The following is an 18,308-nucleotide window of genomic DNA, read 5'->3' on the forward strand; positions in this document are numbered from 1 at the left end:
TATCGAATTGAACGCATTTGCTCTCGAGATGGTCGCGAATCGATTACAGTAGCCGTGAAAGCGACAGTCGTCGCAACTGGGACGATCGTTAACGGCTACGTGGCTGTGAGAAGTCGGCGGGAAACAATAGCCGACTGCGTCGGCCTTTTGCGTGAGTTGACTCTGAATCGATGAGCAAGCACACGCTGCAACAGGACGCGCACTCGACCGACCGACCGCGTACCGACGAGGCCGAGCTACCGACTGTGGTTCGTCTCGCGGGCGTCACGCACGAGTACGGCTCGAGTGGGGCTCGCGGAGTCTCCGGGTCTGATCGGGCCGTGACCGCGCTCGAGGACGTCTCGCTCGACGTCCACGCCGGCGAAATCGTCGGCTTCGAGGGGCCAAGCGGCAGCGGAAAGTCGACGATCCTGCACGCCGTTTCGGGGCTATTGGTCCCCTCTTCTGGAACCGTCGAGTTGCTCGGAACGCCACTCGAGGGCCGTTCCAATCGGCAGCGAACCCGGCTTCGACGCGAGCACGTCGGCATCGTGTTTCAGCGATTTCACCTGCTCCCCTCCCTCTCTGCGCGTGCGAACGTCGCGTTGCCACTCGTCCAGACGGGACTGCCGAGAACTGCCCGTCGCGAGCGGGCCGAAACGTTGCTCGAGCGCGTCGGGCTCGCTGAACGGATCACGCATCTACCGGGCGAACTCAGCGGGGGTGAACGCCAGCGCGTCGCGATCGCGCGAGCGCTCGTGACCGATCCGGACGTCATCGTCGCCGACGAGCCGACGGGCGAGCTCGATACCGAGACTGGCGCGGACGTCCTCGAGTTGCTGACGGATATCGGCCGTGATCGGGCAGTACTGGTCGCCTCCCACGACGAACCGACGCTCGCCGTCGCCGACCGCGTGATCACCCTACGCGATGGACGGGTGGTTTCCGATGGCAGCTGACGACGCCTTCGAGTCGAACGAAGACGGCACGCGACGCTCGCGGTGGTGTGGAATCCTCGGCGTCTCGGTCACTCGGCTGTGGAAGCGGACCGTCCGAACCAGATCGAGTCGGGTCCTCGCGACCGTCTGTGCCGTCGCCCTCACGATTGCACTGCTCGTCGTCGTGACCGGCGTCGCGCTCGGACTCGCCGATGGCGGCGCTGTCGACGACGCCGATGCCGACGTACAGATCGTCCCCGAAGAGAGCGGCACGCTGTCGGCCGTCGACGGCGTCGAGGGGCCTCGCCTCGGTGAGACGAACGATCGGGCGGAGACGATTCGCGAATCCGACGGTGTCGATCACGCCTCACCCGTCCTCATCGAACCGGTCGAACTCGAGTCCCCGAGTGACGACGAATCCGTGACGATTCTTCTCGTCGGTGTCGATACGGACGACGAAAGCCGAACCGTCGGCGGGCTCTCGACGGCGCAGTTAGCGGGGGGTGACGACGGTGGCGACAACGAATCGGATGCCACCTCACAGGATGGCACCATCGTCCTCTCCGAACCGGCCGCAGACCGATTGGATGCAGCGCCCGACGACGACATTGCCGTCGGCTCCTCACACGTCCCAGAAGGCGTTCCAGCCCCCTCGATGACGGCGACTGACATCGAGTCGACCGACGACGAAACGCCGGTCGCACTCGTCGACCTCGAGCAGTTGCAGACGCTCTCGGGTGCCGACGACGACCAACTGGCAGATCAGGTCCTGGTGTGGGGCGACGACGACGCAGCGGCGTCCGCTGCTGACGACGAGTATCCCGACGCGGCGGTCGAAACCCACGACGGAACCGACCCGTCCGCACTGTTCAACGACGGACTCGCGTTCGCGACGAGCGTGCTTACGTTCGTCATCGGAATCGCAATCTGTGCCTCTTTCGTCGCCACGACCGCCGGGATGACCGTCACCGAAGAGCGCCGGACGCTCGCCGTTCTCGAGGCCGTTGGCTACCCTACGCGGAGTCGCCTCTCGATCGTCGCCGTCTCGACGATGCTGACGACGATCGTCGGTGCACTCGTCGGCATCGTCCTCGGCATCGGTGGCATCGCGCTCGTCAACGCAATCGCCACCGCGACGATTGCCCCCGGTGCCGTCGCCATCGTTCACCCAATACTCGTCCCCTACGCACTCGGCGTCGCCCTCGTCTCGGGGCTCGTCGCGATTCCTTACCCGCTCGCGGTCGCCGCGCGCACCTCCGTCCTCGAGGAGGTGGGACGGTGAGGCTTCGTCGGGGCGGTAGACGTCTGCGGGCGGTGGTCGGGCTAGCCGGCTCGCAGCTTCGGCGCTCGCCCGGACGAACTGTCCTCACCGTATTCGCCGTCGCGCTCGCGGTCCTGTCGGTGACGCTTCTCGCCAGCCTCGGCGTCGGCGTCGTCGAAACGGGAGAGGATGGCCTCGACAGTTCCAGTCGCGATATCTGGATCTCGAGCGATCCGATCGACCCGTCAGCCAGTGGCACCGAAAACCCGATCGTCGGCGCACACACCGTGTCTGCAGAGGTAAGCGAGCGTGAGGACATCAGTTCCGCCGCACCGCTCGCGATGCACGACGTCTACATCGGAACGTCACCGGACGACCTCGAGCGAACGTCGGCCGTCGGCGTCCACGAGACCCACGACGGGTTCGGCTTCGAGGAGGGGGAGGGGTTCGAAACCGATTCGAACGCGTCCGACGGTGAGGGGGTTGTCGACGAGCGGCCAACCGACCCGAACGTCGAAGAGATCGTCCTCGATCCCGATACTGCCGAGGAACACGACGTGTCGGTCGGCGAGTCGGTCTACGTCGGGACGGCTCGAGAGTCGGCACCGAACTACGAGTTCACCGTCGTCGGAATCGCCGAGTACTATTCGCAATTCCTCGGGTCGGACACCGAAGCGATTCCGTTGGGTGATCTCCAGGCCCTCGGCGGAACGGCCGGAACCGACCGAGCGACGTTCATCACCGCGAGCGTCGCCGACGGTGAAGATCCAAACGCCGTCGCAGCCGAACTGGACGACGACTATCCGGAGTACGACGTTCGAGCCAACGACGAGCAGGTCGGGGCGATGATCGAAGAGCGACCGCTCGTCATCGCGAGCGGCACGACGCTGGTCGGCCTCGCGCTCGTCGGCGGCGTCGTTTTGACGGTCAACCTCTTCGCGTTGGTCGCCTACCAGCAACGCGACGAACTCGCTGCACTACGAGCAATCGGCCTCTCTCGGTGGGTACTCGCCGGAACCATCGCCGTCCAGGGGTTCCTCATCAGCCTCGTCGGTGGCGTACTCGGACTCGCAACGACCCCCCTGTTCGCCACGGGACTCAACCACATCTCGGCGTCAGTCGTCGGCTTCGACGAATTACTGCAAACCCCACCTGAGGTGTACCTCCTCGGACTCACGCTCTCGATTGCCCTCGGAACGGTCGTCGCCCTCGTCACCGGCTGGCGTGGCGCTCGCTACGCTCGACTCGAGCACCTCGAGTGACGCGAGCGTCACCGACAGACACTGGTCACGCCCACTCGATCCGGAACACTTCCGCCTCGAGCGTTCGCTCGCCTTCGGTGTGGAACTCGAATCGCTGTTCGATCGGGAACTCCGCTCGAAACGCGTGCGTGACGTCGCCGCCCTCGTCCGCCGCGAACGACTCGACGAACGACTGACTCCCCTCGTTGTGGATCGTATACGAAACGTCGGCGATCGACCGAGCAGTCTCGAGGAACGCCCGATCCGCGTGACGATTTCCCCGTTGTGCGCCGAAGGGTGGATTCGAAAAGACCGTGACCGTAGCGTCGTCTACCGGCCCCGATAGTGGCGGCTGCGTGGCGTCAGCACGGACCCACTCGAGAAAACCCGATTCCTCCGCCGCGTCGAGTCTGGCCGCATTGGACTGCGCGACCGCGAGGGCGTTGGGATCGACGTCGACTCCGATCACGCGTTCGGCCCCCGAAAGCGACGCCGCGATCGCGAACATTCCCGTCCCGGTCCCTAAATCGACGACCCAGCCGTCGAGATCCCCGGTGAGTCGGGCCTGATGACAGACGTGGGCGGCAATCTCGGGGGGCGTGAGGTACTGCTCGAGTGCGACCGACGGGTCTGCAAAATCGTCGAGCGTCTCGAGCGCTCGAGCGAGCGATCGCCGCGACGGGCCGGACATGCGAATCGATTCGGACTCGAGCGTGATAGCCCCCTCGGAATTGGGACTGGAAGGGACACGTTCGACCGCCGACGGAACGTGTTCTCGTGACCCATCTGACGACCCGGTTGTCGAGACGCATGAATCATATTAAATATGGTATGTTCGAATAGAGTTAAGGATAATCCGTGTGACGTGCAGGTATGGAGTGTCCACGCTGTGAGGGAGCGTTAGAGGAGCTCTCGTTGGGTGACGTCTCGACGGTGTCGTGTCCACACTGTGAGTTTGCGGACGTCCCGGTCGACCACATCCCCGAGGGTGAGGAACCGGAGTCCTGGCGAGACGCGTTCCACCGATTTTACGATCAGTAACCGAGCTGTCGAACCACGGCCTCCTGCCCGTCCTTCGAACGTGTCTGCGAACTCGAGTGTCGCGACTCTCGAGAAACTCGTCGCCAAAAAATACGCTATGGCGCTTATTCGGCAGCCGCTTCCGCTTCTTCTGCGTCGTCGTCTCCGCCGTCGTGGTCGACGTCTTCGTCGGAACGGGCGGCCACGAGGCCACCACGGGCGACGCTGTAGAGGGGTTCGTTCGCGTGGGAGACGTCCCGAATCGAGAACGGAATGTTCGCGTCCTCGAGGTGGTCACGGAAGAGGTCCTCGAAGCCACTCGGACTCGAGGTTCCGCCCGTGACGACGACCGGAACGTCCAGTCCTTCCTCGACGTCTTCGTCGTCGACTTCTTTGACGATGTTCTCGATGACGTAGTCGAGCAGGTTCTCGTAGTAAATCGAGAGTGCACCTTCGACGCCACCAACGTCGGTCGTGAAGTCGAGTTCGAAGTCGTCTTCCTTGATGGAGGTGACCTTGTCGACGGGCGTGCCCGTCGCGCGGGCGGCCTGTTCGTCGACCCAGTCGCCACCGCGGGCGACGGAGAACTTCATGACCGGCACTGCGTAGTACGCCAAACAGACGTTCGTCATCCCGGCACCGAAGGAGATGCCGAGGCCGGTGAAGTTGTTGTCCGCGAGTTCGGAGTAGATGACGGACATCCCTTCGTTGATCGGTTCGGAGTCGTATCCCATGTCGTTGAGGAACGACTCGATCGTTTTCTGGTGATACAGCGTCGAGAGATCCGAGTCGATCGGATCTGCGGGCGAGGAGAAGTACAGTTTCTCGTCAGGATAGGCTGGCTCGCCGACGACCTGTTCGATGATGAGTTTCATCATCGGAATCGCGCTCTTCTCGTCGTTCGAGAGGATCCCGTGTTTCATCGGGCGGCGTGTCTCCTTGTTGAAAATGTTCGCAAAGTTAAGGGCGTCGTCACCAACGACGTACACCTTATCGTCTTTGCGAATGTGGAGTACTTCACTTCGCGAGAGCATTTGCTCGGCCATATCCGAGTATTCGATCTCTACGAATGAGTTGCGCTGTTGCACGAAAACCGTGTCGTTCCCATCCTGCTGTGCTGACAGGATGTTCATCGTCCCAACGTCTAGGCCTTTCGCCATAGTTGGGCAAGGCGGCCGACGGAATATAAATCTATGTGAATTTCTTACATCTCAACGTGTGAATTATAAGCGGCAATTACCGCCAGTATCAGATGATTACCTGCGGGGAAGGAGGCCTCGAAGCCGATCGAGTAGTCCAGAGATCGCCGATCCCTCGTTCTCGGCCGTTGCCAGTTCTTCGTTGCGCTTTTGCTCTCGAAGTTCCTTCAACTTCGACGTCTGGTCGTCGACCGTCGAACTCGAGGTCGTCGTCTTCGTTTCGCCACCTTTCAGTCCCTTCAAGCCCGCGACCTGTGCGTCGACACCACTCGAGCGTGCGGTCTTCGTTCCGGCGTCCGTATCGACCGAAACGTCCTCGAAGTCGTCGCTCGAGAAGCTCAGCCGTTTGTGCTCGGTCTTCTGGACGCCTCCCCACGAGAGTTCGACGTCTTCCATCGCTTCGTCGATATCCCGCTGGACGTCGGCATCGGAGAGTTCCTCTTCCTCGTCGTCCTCGCCGTCGATCTGAACCGTCTCCGCCTGGCGCGCGAGGTCGAGGTAGTGAGCGACGAGCGCCGCGCCGGTCGAAGCGATAAGCCCGGAGAGGCCGAGCGCGTACGTCGCGACGACCTCGATGGTGTAGTCGACCTCGCGAACGAAGTTCCAGTGCATCGGGTAGGCGTAGACGAACCCGATGACCGCACCGATGGTGACCACTGCACCCGCGACCGAGGTGTAACGCACCTTACGCTCGGCGGGCAACAAGACGACGATCCCCAGCATCATCGCGGGAAGCGAAAGCATTCCGAGTGCGTACGCCGACTGAATCCAGTCGTAGTACGCGCTGTCTAAGGTGTGGACCTCGTGCGTACTCCCCCAGAGGAAGAGTACGAGGGCCGTCACCGCGATTCCGATTCCACCGAAGAAGAGGCCGAAACCGACGTAGACGTCGGTTCGCTCCTCGGGTTCACCGATGTATCGACGATAGAGGTCGAAGAGATACCCATCTGCAGGCTGTTCCGCTGGCATTAGCAACCCGTTTATACTCCAGTACTATGACTGTTGGGTCGACTTACCAGTTATATATCAAACTGGTTTTTCCGTGATTTGATCCCCGTTTCCTCTGTCACGTTCCCCGTCTAGCCCGACGCTCGATTCGTCTCGTCCGACTGGTCTTCGTCACCGTGTGGCTCGCTCGTCGCTGTATTTTCGACAGCGTGCAGTATATACGTCCGTGCACGCTACACCGGACAATGAGTCACGAGTCGGAGTACACCGAGGGTGACCTCCGAAACACTGGGATGCGTCTCAAACACGACCGGGAGTGGGATTACGAACTCGAGCAAATCGTCGACGCCATCGACGAGCGAGATGCGAAGAAAGTTGGCCTGCAGTTTCCGGAAGGGCTGAAACGTCGCGGCCCAGCCGTCGCGGACGACCTCCGTCAGTTGGCCGACGACGACGTGACGTTCATGCTCTCCGGGCAGCCGTGTTACGGCGCCTGCGACCTCGATACGTTTCTGATGAAACGAACGGACGTGTTCGTTCACTTCGGGCACTCGCCGATGAAGAACACGGACAAAGTAATCTACGTCCCGCTGTTCTCGAACGTCGAGGTCCAGCCGATCATGGAGGAGGCTCTCGAGACGCTTGAGGACCCCGCAGAGACCGAAGACGTCGGACTCGTCACGACGGCCCAACACATGAATCGCTACGAGGAGATGACCGACTTCCTCGAGGAGCGAGGCTACGAGGTTCACAGCCGTCGCGGCGACGACCGACTGACCCACGAAGGGCAGGTACTCGGCTGCAACTACGCGAGTGCAGACGTTCCTGCGGATCAGGTGCTCTACGTCGGCGGCGGGAAGTTCCATCCGCTCGGACTCGCGATGGAACACCCCGAGAAACACGTCGTCATCGCTGACCCGGTGAACAACGTCGTCACCGTCGCGGACACGGAGAAGTTCTTGAAACAGCGCTACGCGTCGGTCCACAAGGCGATGGACGCGAAGAAGTGGGGCGTCATCTTCTGTACCAAGATCGGCCAAGGGCGGTGGGAACAGGCCCAGCAGATTCTCGACGACAACGACGACGCCTACCTCATCACGATGGACGAGGTGACCCCTGACCGCCTCCGAAACTTCGACATGGACGCCTTCGTCAACACCGGTTGCCCGCGAATCACGACCGACGACGGTCCGCAGTTCCACAAGCCGATGCTCACCCCCGGCGAGTACGAGATTGCCGTCGGCAACAAGCCACTCGACGAACTCTCCTTCGACACGTTCCACGGAACCTGGTAAGCAGACGATATCGCGGATCTTTCTCGGGACGTTGCAATCGATTATCCCCATCCACCTCGGAGCATACGTTTGCCGAATGTGAGTGTGTCCGTCACTACTCTTTCGTGGATCGCCAGAATGTTGACGAATAGTGAACGAACGTACCAGTGAACGTCGTAACCGTAGGTTGACTCCAAATAAATTTGGAGCAGTCCTTTTGCACGTATGGTGCCCACGAGTAATCGATGAGTAATTCAGACGTCGCTGGACGATCGACGCGGTCTCGAGACGTGGTCTTCGGGGTACTCACGAACGGGACGCGCCGTCGTCTCCTTCAAATTATCCGGGATCGGTCACCGACTGGGATCTCGAAACGTGCGCTTGCGCGTGAACTCGCCACCGTACCCACCGATGCCGAACCAGCAACGGTAACAGATGCCGAACTCGAGCGAACGCTCACCGAGTGTCACCACTCTCACCTCCCGTACTTGCTAGATTCTGGGCTCGTTGTCGAAACTGATGCGGATACGGTTGCCGCGGGCGACCACTGGGCGTTCGACGACCCCGTGGTCCGGACACTCCTCGACAGCCAAATGGACTCGAACGTCGTCGAGACGCTCGCCAACATCCTTACGGACCCACAACGACGAACCGTGCTGAGCGTGCTCGCGAACTACCAGAAGCCAGTTTCGACCGACACGCTCGCTCGAGACGTCACGGCGCGAGAGATGAGAGATACAGAAGCCATCGATTTCCAAGAGCGCCTCGACTACGTCCTGACTGCACTCGTCCACGATCACCTGCCACGATTGCAACAGGCGGGGCTCGTTGGAACGGGCGATCGGCGAGATGTAATCTCCTACGAAGGCGGATCACGGCTACGCGATACGCTAGTCACCACAACTTCCCCCTCCGAACCCGTCGTGTCGTGAATACCGATCGCCGAAATAACGCACAACCGCCAGTGACTGTCACAGGCGCCTCTCGAGTTCTACTTACTGTCGTGTGGGAGAGCTAGGACACGCTCCGGAGACAACAACACTTACCCACTCACTCCTCGCATCGGTAGGTATGATCCACAGCGACTGGGGAGACTGGCTCCTCGACGACGTTGCGGACGCATCGCCCGACAGCGTGGCAATCTGGTACCTCGGTTGCAACGGATTCGTCCTCAAAGGTCACGATGGGACCACGATCTATATCGACCCGTATCTCGGACTCGGCGATCCACCCCGGACCGTTCGGATGATTCCCGTCCCGTTCGATCCCGCCGACGTCACGTCGGCTGACGCCGTGTTCGCCACCCACGAACACTCCGATCACGTCCACGGCGAGAGTCAGGCACCGATTCTCGAGCAGACGGGTGCAACCTTCTACGCACCGGATGATAGCCTCGAGGCCGCTCGAGACGACCAGGAGTGGGCCACTCGCTGGGACCTCGACGACGACCAGTTCGCCGAAGTGGCCGAAGGAGACACGCTCGAGGTCGGCGAGTTTACCGTTCACGTCGAAGTGGCGAACGACCCCGATGCAACCCATCCGGTTAGTTACGTCTTCGAACACGACTCGGGAACCTTCTTCCACGGCGGCGACACGAAGCCCTCCGACGAATTCGACCGAATCGGGAGCGAGTACGACATCGACCTCGGCGTTCTCGCGTTCGGTACCGTCGGTCAGATACCTGATAAACAAACCCGCGAACCGTCCCGAACTCGCTGGTACAACGACGAGAACCAACTCGTCGACGCCGCATCGACGCTCCGACTCGAGCGCGTCCTTCCAAGTCACTGGGATATGTGGCGTGGTCTCACCGCTGACCCGAAATCACTTCATCACCACACGGCGAGTTTTGAGTACCCTCGACGGGTCGAACTCGCCGAAATCGGCGACCGGGTCGATCTCTAGGGCCGCGACGTACACCAAATCTGATACTGTCCGTATCATTTATAGTAATGGTGTGGTAACGTTGGCGTCATGAGTAGCACCGCCGACACGGACGACGTGATCGAGGTCTCTGCCGACGGGTTATCCGTCCGAAAATCGTTCACGGCGGACGAATTTCCGGTTCCTGCGATTAAATTCGAAATCGAATCAGAACGGGAGGAACCCGTTACATTCCGTCTCTCTGAATCGATTCCGGAATCGTTCCCGATGGACAGGGTCGGATTTCATCCAGACTACGACAGCGACAACTGGACTGCCTTCCAAGACAACCACGTCGAATTTACCGGAGCCGTCGACGCAGCCGACGACTTGCTCACGGTATACGGAATTCGGATCGATGACGACACCGACATCGGTGCGTTTCTGACGGACCCAACGATCGTCGAAGTGAGTTCTGAAACGACCGATTCCACAGGTTCAGGAGCCGACGTCGTGGAAGACGATGTTATCGGAAACATCGTCTCACCGGACCGAAATCAGGCGGTCAAAGACATGATCGCCGGGGAGACTGACTCGGTACCTGGCCTCGAAGACGAGGATACCGATTCTGAACGTCCCATCGACGAAGACGATCACAGCGAGGCCGATCCAGACGAAGAACTCGATCTATCACTGGGGACAACGGACGGAGCCGACGAGGAAGACGACATGGACGAACGTGACTCTGACGAGGACGCCCCCGATATCGACCTCGACTTCGAAGAAGACGATATCCCGGCTGCTGAGGAAGACGATGACGAGTCGGAACTCGAACTCGATCTCGACCACGAAACCGACACGGACCACGCAGACGAGGAAGACGACGCCGACGGCGACGAAGGAGTGACAGCCGAACCAGCCGAAGAGCCCGAAATCGACCTCGGCCCCGAGGAAGACGAAATCGACGAAACCGATATCGAAGACGACGACACAGCCGAAGACGCTGGTGAGAACACAGTCGAAGACACTGACGACGACACAGCCGATACTGAGACCGACATGGCCGATTCTACTGACACAACAGCGCCCGTCGAAGCGACCCAGACCGACACTGCACCTTCAAGTGATACCACCGAAAATGCAGACGCAGTTGCACTCGAGGGCACCGTTGGAGCCACACTCGCGGCGGAACTTCGCGACGGAGAAATCGACGACGACGACCTCGACGTACTCCAAGACGCGCTGGACCTCGAGCCAGCGGGGGCAGACGTTGCGAAATTCGACCATCTTCAATCTCGCGTCGAAGAAGTCACCGCCTATACTAGCGCACTCGAGGAGTTCCTCGACGAGAACGGGACCGGTGCGCAGATCCTCGAGGACGTCCAAGCAGACCTCGAGTCGATGAAATCGGACCTCGAGAGCGTGGACGATCAGGTCGCAGAGAACGGTCGTCGCCTCACGGATACCGAATCGGAACTCGACGACGTCTCGGGTGACGTCGACACAGTCTCGTCCGAACTCGAATCGCTCGAATCCGACGTCTCGACGGTGGAAACAGAACTCGAGGAGACGACAGCCGATCTCACGGCTATCGATGACGACCTCGAGACGGTTTCGACCGAGGTTTCGGGTCTCGAGAGCGACGTGGACAGCCTCGACGACGATGTCTCGACGGTGGCCGACGGTCTCGAAACGGTGACAGACGATGTCGAGGAACTAGAAGCAGACCTCGAAGACGTTCGTGGTGACGTCACCGATATTCAGGAGTGGCGTGACCAACTCGGCTCGATGTTTTCTGACTGATTTTCCACGCTCTGGCTTTCGAAACGCAACGCGTTTATCCCTCGGTACGTGAGAACTCGTCGATGGGCGAGACGATCCCGATTGCGGTTCCACGAAAGGGACGACCACTCGAGTCGGTCCTCGATCGATTAGCACACCGACTCGACGTCACCGACCTCGCGGACACGATTTCGTCGACGCTTCGTCACGAAAAGGCGCTGACGAAGGGGACGATCGAGCCAGCAAACGGACCCGACGAACACGTCTACCATCGTCTCGCAACCTACAGTTCCGTCGAGGACCCGACCGAACCCGAGTACACGCTCCTGAGAGACGACCGTGACGGCAAACCACGGCGTATCGTCTTCGACAGCGTCACGATTCCACTCGCCGGCGTCGACGGTATCCCCGGCGACGTCTCGATTCAACTCGTCGGACGGGAGGAACCGTTCCGTGCGCTTCGGACCCACGAGTTTGCACTCGGGTTCGACAGCGCCGACCTCGTCCTCGAGGAAGTCGTCGAACTCCGCCCGGATCCACTCGAGAGTTTAGCGGATATCAACACGCGAATCGATCCGTCGGACACGCACGTCCAGGTGGTTACCGGACTCGGTGATACCGTGTACCATACGCTGATGGCTACCCCCGACGTGTCCTCGACCGGATCGATCGATCGCGCGTTCCTCGAGCGCTACGAGGGTCCGTTATGTATCGAACCGCGCTACGAGCGACTCGTACAGGCCGTCCTCGGAACGCGCGTGCTCGAGGGGGTTTACTTCGAATACCCCCAATCCGGTCGCGAAGAGGAAGCGGCTATCGCCGACACCGGAATCGGCGTCTACCTCACGGTAACGGGATCGACCGCTCGAGAACACGGCCTCTTGCTCGGCGAGCAGCTCTTCCCGAGCGAAACCGTCCTCCTCGAGAGTTCCCCGGAAGTGACGGACACCGTCGAACGGGTTCGGTCGCTGTTCGCCGGTCCCGACCTCGAGACCGAACTGACGCTCGAGCCGTAGCAGCACAATTTTCGCCGCAGTTTCGAGCGGCGACTCACAAACCCCAGCTATCTCGCCGGAGACTCACCAATTGAATATAGCATTATACAATTTATCAGTCGTACTTCGGACGCGATATACTACAACAATCATAGTAATTATATTGGGCAGATTGAGTCAAACCCCGGGAATCGTGCCGATGAGACAAGAATCCATCTCCGCGTCTACGATAGCGCTCCTCGCGTCTCAGAGCAGTATTCAGCCGCGAACACAGGGAAAAGATGATCGACCGCGTGCCACTACCGACGAAGCGTATAGATGTGCTCGAGATACGTTTCTCGAACGCGATCACCCCAGTTGTGAGTGTACGTATCGATCACGTCGCTTGCGACGTCTCCGCGAAGGTACTGGACGATACCTCGATCACCCGTTCGGTCGCGAAGATGTGTCGTGAAGAAGTGTCGAAAGTAGTGTGGCGTGACGTTCTCTGCGGCTCCACCGCCCGTTCGATACCATCCGTAGGCTCTCGCGTACTGCTCGACCACGTGGTGGACGATGTTCGGCGTCAATCGCTCTCCCCAGCTGCTGGCTGTCCCGACGAAAAGGGGCTCCGATGCAGCCGGTGTGGCCGAGTTCGAAGCGACGTCCGGCCGAACGGCGAGCCACCGAACGAGGACGTCTTTGAGCTCCGAATCGATCGGAATCACCGTCTCCCGTTTTCGCTTATTCGACGCGTTTCGGCGTTCCCCGCCCGATTCCTGACCGTACGTGTGCTCCGTCGCGATGAAAAGCGAGTCGGAGCGACCGGAGATGTGGGCTCGAGGCTGCCAAGTCCGGGCCTCGTGCTCGAGATTGACGTCGATCAGATCGAGGTTGCAGAGTTCCCCCGCTCTGATACCCGTTTTCAAAAGGGTGAGCACGATTGCTTCGTGTAAGGGATGGTGAATCTCGCCGACGAATGACCGCATTTCGGGTAGCGTGACGTCGCGACGCGTCGGATTCGACTCAATCGACTCGTTCATCTCCTCCAAGACGACGGTCATAGGGTTCTCGTCGGTGTGTCCCACTCGCTCGAGATAGCTATAAAATCGGTTCAGATACGACGCGTACGTCGCGATAGTGCTGTCGGAGTGCGTGGAGCGGAGTTCGTGTACCCACGCCATACAATCCCGATAGCTGGCCGCTGGCGGCGTCTTATCGAAGCGTTCCGCGAGGAACTGTTCGTAGTCTGTGAGCACGCGTTCGTAGGCCGCTGCCGTTCGTTCGTTTCGTCCGTGGTGTTCGATGTCCTGGAGGAAGTACTCGACCGTATTCGGCCGTTGCTGGCCCTCACTCATCGCTCGTCACCACGTAGCCGCCCTCTCGGCCGCTGTATCGAACCAGATTATCGTCCTGTAGGCGCTGTATCTCTGCGTCGAGTTCGGCCTCCACGTCGTCGACCAATGCTTCGACGAGGTCGTCCCAATCCAGCGCGCCACTTCGCTGTAACACCTCGAGAATGCGGTCTGCAAAGTCCTCGTCAGCAGGTGCGTCAGAACCTGGTTCAGTACCCCCCGAGTCACCTGCCGAAGGGATCTCGAATTCACTCCGCCCAGCCTGGACCATCGTCCTGACGAACTCGCTTTGACTCATCTCGAGATCGTCCGCCTGGGCGCTCCAAATTTCCTTTTGTTGTCGAGGAACGTATGTTTTCACAGCGACGCGGTCGTCTTCAGCCATAGTCGGCGCAACTCAGCGGGCACACTTCAATCTACCCCACTATCACAAATAAGGGCATTTATTTGGGTATCTAATCCCCTAGGTACCGGCGATTGAATTGGTTATATTCCTTAACAGGACCACTAATCGTCTCCTTTTAGTCCTATGTGGGAGAATAAAGAAACAAGATTCGAGTTGGTCTGAATATGGGGTGCGACGAATTGGCAGATAGGTTATGCTACTGTGGGGCGGCCCAGTATTCTCACTCGACTGCTGAAAACCAATTGCAATTCGTAATCGGAGAACTGCTGAAACCGGCAATATTTGATTGCCATCTTCCGGGGGTAAACCCTCGGGGTAACGCCCCGAGAACACCCATCCAATACCAGATAATTTCGAGGCGACTTTCCAAGAATAGATCCTCGGCGAAGTGCGTTAATACTCACCCTCACTCATGCCTCAGAATCTCGCTTCAGTTGTACCTCCAAAGTAGTTCGAATCGATTTCCTCGAGCGAGTCAGAAACGTAATCCACGCCTCGCACGAGAGGGCCGAACGGTCGAAAAAGGGCCCGCCAGTGCGGGATCTTAAAACCCAGATGGGCGAGGGGCCCTACGTGGTACGCGTCAGGAAAAACAACCGACTCGAGACCCGCCGGACCAGAGTCAGGCCAATACTCGAGGAGTGTTCCTGTGAACGCGTGAGTCTTTTTCACTACACCGCCAAAGTCACCAGCCGACGCTGCTAGCGACTGTTCTGCTTATCGCGGGAACGACGATGGAAAGACGCCGGTCGGTCGATTCGTACACTCGAGTACGGTGTGCGTCGCTGGTCGCAAGCCACTCGAGAGAGTCGGTTTTGACCCGTACACTGTGTAGGTCCAGTTCCATCGGAAAATGGATTCGACGGCCGCTCATCGGCCTCGAGCGGAGTGCTGTCCGTGAGTAGCGCGGTTGATCGAACCACAGGTTTACCGCCGGAGAGACGCTTCGTCCGATCGAATCGGACTGAGTGACCGATCCATCAAAGCGGTGGTCCCCACCGTTGAATTAGGGGTAGACGGTCGACTCAGGTGTTCGTCGATTTGGGCCGCGATCTCGACGGCCTGTGAGCGGTGGATGTGGACAAGGAGTGGTGTCTCAACCGGTACTCGTTGTATCGATTGCAAAATGGGATCATCCGCCGAAGCGATCTGGCTTCCATTCGGTTGACGCCTCGAGCGAGTGCCCCGGTACCAACACTAAATCAAATTAGTTAGTACACTCGTAGTGAATATATCTCTCAACCGGGGTTGAAGACAGACACATATATCGTATTTCGCTATACCGAAAGATCGGTGAGATTGTTCACGAGTACGGAAGTCACCCACTATTATCACGACCACGGTGATGCGAACACGTATGGCTTCGCCAACACTTGTCGATTCGGACGTCACCGACGGAATTGCGACGATTACGCTGGCGCGTCCGGACAAACTCAACGCGGTGAATCTCGAGTTACTTTCCGCTCTCAGAGACGCCCTCGTCGACTTGCCCGAGGATGCGGTCGACGGTCTCGTCCTGACTGGGGCCGGTGACGTCACCTGTGCCGGCATGGACAGGGACATCGTCGCTGACCCAGCGTACGGCGAAACGTACGCCGACGAAATCGGCGAGTTGACCGGTGAAATATACGAGTTTCTCACCTCGAGACCGTATCCGACCGCCGTCGGTGCGCGCGGTGCACTCATCGGTATCGGCTTCATTCTCTCGTTGCGGTGTGACTTCCTCGTCGCCGGCGAGGAGACGACACTCGCGATGCCGGAGGTTCAATTCGGTATCGCGGCCTCGCATTCGATTCCCTACCTCGAGGCAATTGTGGGCTCTCGAGTCGCGAAAGAGATCGTGCTCACCGGCGAAGCCGTTTCACCAGAGCGCGCACGGGCGCTTGGACTCCTCAATCGAGTCGTTCCGAGCGAAGACGTCGAAGCCGAAACTCGAGAACTCGTCGGTGATATTGCGGACCACGATTCGGCCGTCGTACAGGAACTCAAAGGGGAGTTGACCGATCCAGCGTAATCGATACGTCGGCTGAAATGGAGTTGGTTCGGGTTCGGGGTGCGCTCGAGAGCGAATCTGTCGCCTGAGAACGCCCGCGAGACGGACTGTCGCGTGGAACACCCACTCAGTGTGTAGCGGTTCGAATGTCTTCAACTCGAAAGAGGTCCTCTTGGAGACCACCGCCGTCGCACTCGACGTCCGGACAGTCATAATGCCAGCCATCTTGTGTCGCCTCGGCCTCTCGGAACCGATCGCCACAGACCTGACAAAAGAGTTGGCCCTTCGTGCACGTATCACGGTGCAATTCGAGTGCGAGTTCCGTCTGAAACGACTGTTTACAGTCGCGACAGGTGTGCATATTTTGTCTGACGCGAGCCCCCGCCAAAACTGCTTGGATTTTTTATTCCGCCGGAGATTACCGTGATCTGGACCCACTATGTCGTTTTATTGGCTATTACTCGTGAAGAAAGAACGTCAGAATATCCCGAGTATTCGGTAACGAGTGGGGCGGTAACTGTCACGTTGGTCGGGGGAACTGTTTTCGCTCGAGAAAAATGTAGGATGACGCAACGAGTAAGTGTTGGTTCCGCTCAGGACTCAGTCGTCCTGGCCGAGGATCCCGCGTTGGGACATTTTGCGGGGGTCGAGCACTTCGTCGGCTTCTGCTTCGTCGAGATAGCCCTTCTCGAGGACGACCTCACGGACCGTTTTGTCCTCTTTGAGCGCCGTCTTCGCGACCTCGCTGGCTTTGTCGTATCCGATGTGGACGTTGAGCGACGTTGCCATCGCCATCGACTGTTCGACCTGGTCCGCACAGAATTCGCGGTTCGCTTCGAGCGGGTCAACGAACCGGTCGGCGAATACCTGACTCGAGTTTGAGATGAGTTCGGCGGACTCGAGGAAGTTGTGTGCGAGGACGGGTTTGTAGAGGTTGAGGTCGAGTTGGCCGTCTGCAGCGCCGGCGGAGACGGCGGCGTCGTTGCCGATGACCTGTTTGTGGACCTGATTGACGGCCTCGGCGACGACGGGGTTGATCTTGCCCGGCATGATCGACGAGCCGGGTTGATTTTCGGGCTGTTCGATCTCGCCGAGACCGTTTCGCGGTCCGGAAGCCAGCAGTCGAAGGTCGTTGGCAATCTTGTTCAACGAACCGGCGATGACGCGAAGCGCACCGTGGGCCTCGCTCATCGCGTCGTGTGCCGCCTGGGCCTCGAAGTGGTTATCGGCCTCGCGGAACTGGACGCCGGTCTCTTTCGTGATGTACTCGGCGACGCGACCGGGGAACTCCTCGTGCGTGTTGAGGCCGGTCCCGGTTGCCGTGCCACCGAGTGCGAGTTCGGCGAGGTGGTCGCGAACCTTGTCGACGCGGGCGAGTCCCTTCTCGACTTGTGTACGATAACCGCCAAACTCCTGACCGAGGGTCACGGGAGTCGCGTCTTGGAGGTGCGTACGGCCGGTTTTGACTACGTCGTCGAACTCGTCTTCCTTTCGCTCGAGCGCCTCGCGGAGTTGATCGAGTGCCGGGATGACGTCCTTTTCGACGGCCTCGAGTGAGGCGACGTGCATCGCGGTCGGAATGACGTCGTTGCTCGATTGGCCGTAGTTGACGTGATCGTTCGGGTGGACGACGCGGTCGCCGATCTCGGCTCCTTTGAGTTCGGCGGCACGATTGGCGATGACCTCGTTGGCGTTCATGTTCGAGGACGTGCCAGAGCCGGTCTGGAACACGTCAACCGGGAACTGCTCGTCGTGTTTGCCGGCGATGACCTCGTCTGCGGCCTCGACGATCGCATCAGCGACATCGTCTTCGATGAGACCGAGGTCGCGGTTCGCCTGTGCGGCGGATTTTTTGACGACACCCAACGCGCGAACGAAGCGTCGGCCGAACGAGATGCCCGAGATTGGGAAGTTCTGGATCGCCCGCTGGGTCTGTGCGCCCCAGTAGGCGTCCTTGGGTACCTCCATCTCCCCGAGACTGTCCTCCTCGACGCGGAACTCGTCATTGTCTGCCATACGCGACCCGTCTCGGTGAGTCAGGTAAAACCCACCGAAACGAGCCTCGGCCTCGAGAA

General features: G+C 59.7%; 17 protein-coding genes. 10 read left to right on the forward strand and 7 right to left on the reverse strand.

Features of this window, described 5'->3' with window-relative positions; translation table 11 throughout:
* The first annotated feature begins 170 nt into the window (after positions 1-170).
* From BB347_RS04830 to BB347_RS04840, 3 genes are read left to right on the forward strand one after another with little or no spacing between them, the layout of a single operon-like run.
* Positions 171-938: an ABC transporter ATP-binding protein gene (locus tag BB347_RS04830; RefSeq protein ID WP_076577861.1), complete on the forward strand. Its 768-nt coding sequence runs from the start codon at positions 171-173 to the stop codon at positions 936-938.
* Positions 928-2,199, forward strand: coding sequence for an ABC transporter permease (locus tag BB347_RS04835; RefSeq protein WP_076580091.1), 1,272 nt, complete (start codon positions 928-930; stop codon positions 2,197-2,199). Before BB347_RS04830 ends, BB347_RS04835 begins: the two co-directional genes overlap by 11 nt.
* A complete protein-coding gene (locus BB347_RS04840; protein ID WP_076577859.1) occupies positions 2,196-3,440 on the forward strand; it encodes an ABC transporter permease in 1,245 nt (414 codons plus the stop codon). Before BB347_RS04835 ends, BB347_RS04840 begins: the two co-directional genes overlap by 4 nt.
* Positions 3,441-3,465: 25 nt before the next feature.
* Here the strand turns inward: BB347_RS04840 and BB347_RS04845 are convergent, their stop codons facing one another.
* Positions 3,466-4,110, reverse strand: coding sequence for an METTL5 family protein (locus BB347_RS04845; protein ID WP_076577857.1), 645 nt, complete (start codon positions 4,108-4,110; stop codon positions 3,466-3,468).
* Between the two features lie 182 nt (positions 4,111-4,292).
* Here BB347_RS04845 and BB347_RS18775 point away from each other — a divergent pair, with 182 nt between their 5' ends.
* Complete coding sequence (locus BB347_RS18775) at positions 4,293-4,460, forward strand: zinc finger domain-containing protein (RefSeq protein ID WP_083687676.1); 168 nt, start codon at positions 4,293-4,295, stop codon at positions 4,458-4,460.
* Positions 4,461-4,564: 104 nt separating this feature from the next.
* Here BB347_RS18775 and BB347_RS04850 read toward each other — a convergent pair whose 3' ends face one another.
* Both BB347_RS04850 and BB347_RS04855 read right to left on the reverse strand, forming a co-directional pair.
* Entirely contained in the window at positions 4,565-5,599 is a 1,035-nt protein-coding gene (locus BB347_RS04850) for a cell division protein FtsA (RefSeq protein WP_076577854.1), read from the reverse strand.
* A gap of 96 nt (positions 5,600-5,695) precedes the next feature.
* On the reverse strand, positions 5,696-6,607 hold the full coding sequence (locus BB347_RS04855; RefSeq protein WP_076577851.1) for a DUF7139 domain-containing protein: 912 nt from the start codon (positions 6,605-6,607) through the stop codon (positions 5,696-5,698).
* 224 nt (positions 6,608-6,831) lie between these two features.
* On the opposite strand from BB347_RS04855, the gene dph2 reads away from it, so the two are divergent.
* The 5 genes from dph2 to BB347_RS04880 all read left to right on the forward strand — a co-directional run bounded on the left by dph2 (position 6,832) and on the right by BB347_RS04880 (position 12,521).
* Entirely contained in the window at positions 6,832-7,881 is a 1,050-nt protein-coding gene (dph2, locus tag BB347_RS04860) for a diphthamide biosynthesis enzyme Dph2 (RefSeq protein WP_076577849.1), read from the forward strand.
* 224 nt (positions 7,882-8,105) lie between these two features.
* Positions 8,106-8,792: a DUF7344 domain-containing protein gene (locus BB347_RS04865; RefSeq protein ID WP_076577847.1), complete on the forward strand. Its 687-nt coding sequence runs from the start codon at positions 8,106-8,108 to the stop codon at positions 8,790-8,792.
* Between the two features lie 139 nt (positions 8,793-8,931).
* Positions 8,932-9,765: an MBL fold metallo-hydrolase gene (locus BB347_RS04870; protein WP_076577845.1), complete on the forward strand. Its 834-nt coding sequence runs from the start codon at positions 8,932-8,934 to the stop codon at positions 9,763-9,765.
* Between the two features lie 69 nt (positions 9,766-9,834).
* On the forward strand, positions 9,835-11,526 hold the full coding sequence (locus BB347_RS04875; RefSeq protein WP_076577843.1) for a hypothetical protein: 1,692 nt from the start codon (positions 9,835-9,837) through the stop codon (positions 11,524-11,526).
* Between the two features lie 62 nt (positions 11,527-11,588).
* Complete coding sequence (locus BB347_RS04880) at positions 11,589-12,521, forward strand: hypothetical protein (protein WP_076577841.1); 933 nt, start codon at positions 11,589-11,591, stop codon at positions 12,519-12,521.
* 278 nt (positions 12,522-12,799) lie between these two features.
* Here the strand turns inward: BB347_RS04880 and BB347_RS04885 are convergent, their stop codons facing one another.
* Together BB347_RS04885 and BB347_RS04890 are read right to left on the reverse strand one after the other, a co-directional pair.
* On the reverse strand, positions 12,800-13,837 hold the full coding sequence (locus BB347_RS04885; protein ID WP_076577839.1) for a tyrosine-type recombinase/integrase: 1,038 nt from the start codon (positions 13,835-13,837) through the stop codon (positions 12,800-12,802).
* Complete coding sequence (locus BB347_RS04890) at positions 13,830-14,219, reverse strand: DUF5805 domain-containing protein (protein WP_076577837.1); 390 nt, start codon at positions 14,217-14,219, stop codon at positions 13,830-13,832. The genes BB347_RS04885 and BB347_RS04890 overlap by 8 nt, the downstream gene beginning before the upstream one ends.
* 1,378 nt (positions 14,220-15,597) lie before the next feature.
* Here BB347_RS04890 and BB347_RS04895 point away from each other — a divergent pair.
* Positions 15,598-16,254: an enoyl-CoA hydratase/isomerase family protein gene (locus BB347_RS04895; RefSeq protein ID WP_076577835.1), complete on the forward strand. Its 657-nt coding sequence runs from the start codon at positions 15,598-15,600 to the stop codon at positions 16,252-16,254.
* A 106-nt stretch (positions 16,255-16,360) separates the two neighbouring features.
* Here the strand turns inward: BB347_RS04895 and BB347_RS04900 are convergent, their stop codons facing one another.
* Positions 16,361-16,594, reverse strand: a complete 234-nt coding sequence (locus BB347_RS04900; protein WP_076577833.1) for a transcriptional regulator — start codon at positions 16,592-16,594, stop codon at positions 16,361-16,363.
* Between the two features lie 239 nt (positions 16,595-16,833).
* Complete coding sequence (locus BB347_RS04905; RefSeq protein WP_076577831.1) at positions 16,834-18,249, reverse strand: class II fumarate hydratase; 1,416 nt, start codon at positions 18,247-18,249, stop codon at positions 16,834-16,836.
* Between the last annotated feature and the right edge of the window lie 59 nt (positions 18,250-18,308).

Origin of the sequence: Natronorubrum daqingense, assembly GCF_001971705.1 — an archaeon.
GTDB lineage: Archaea > Halobacteriota > Halobacteria > Halobacteriales > Natrialbaceae > Natronorubrum > Natronorubrum daqingense.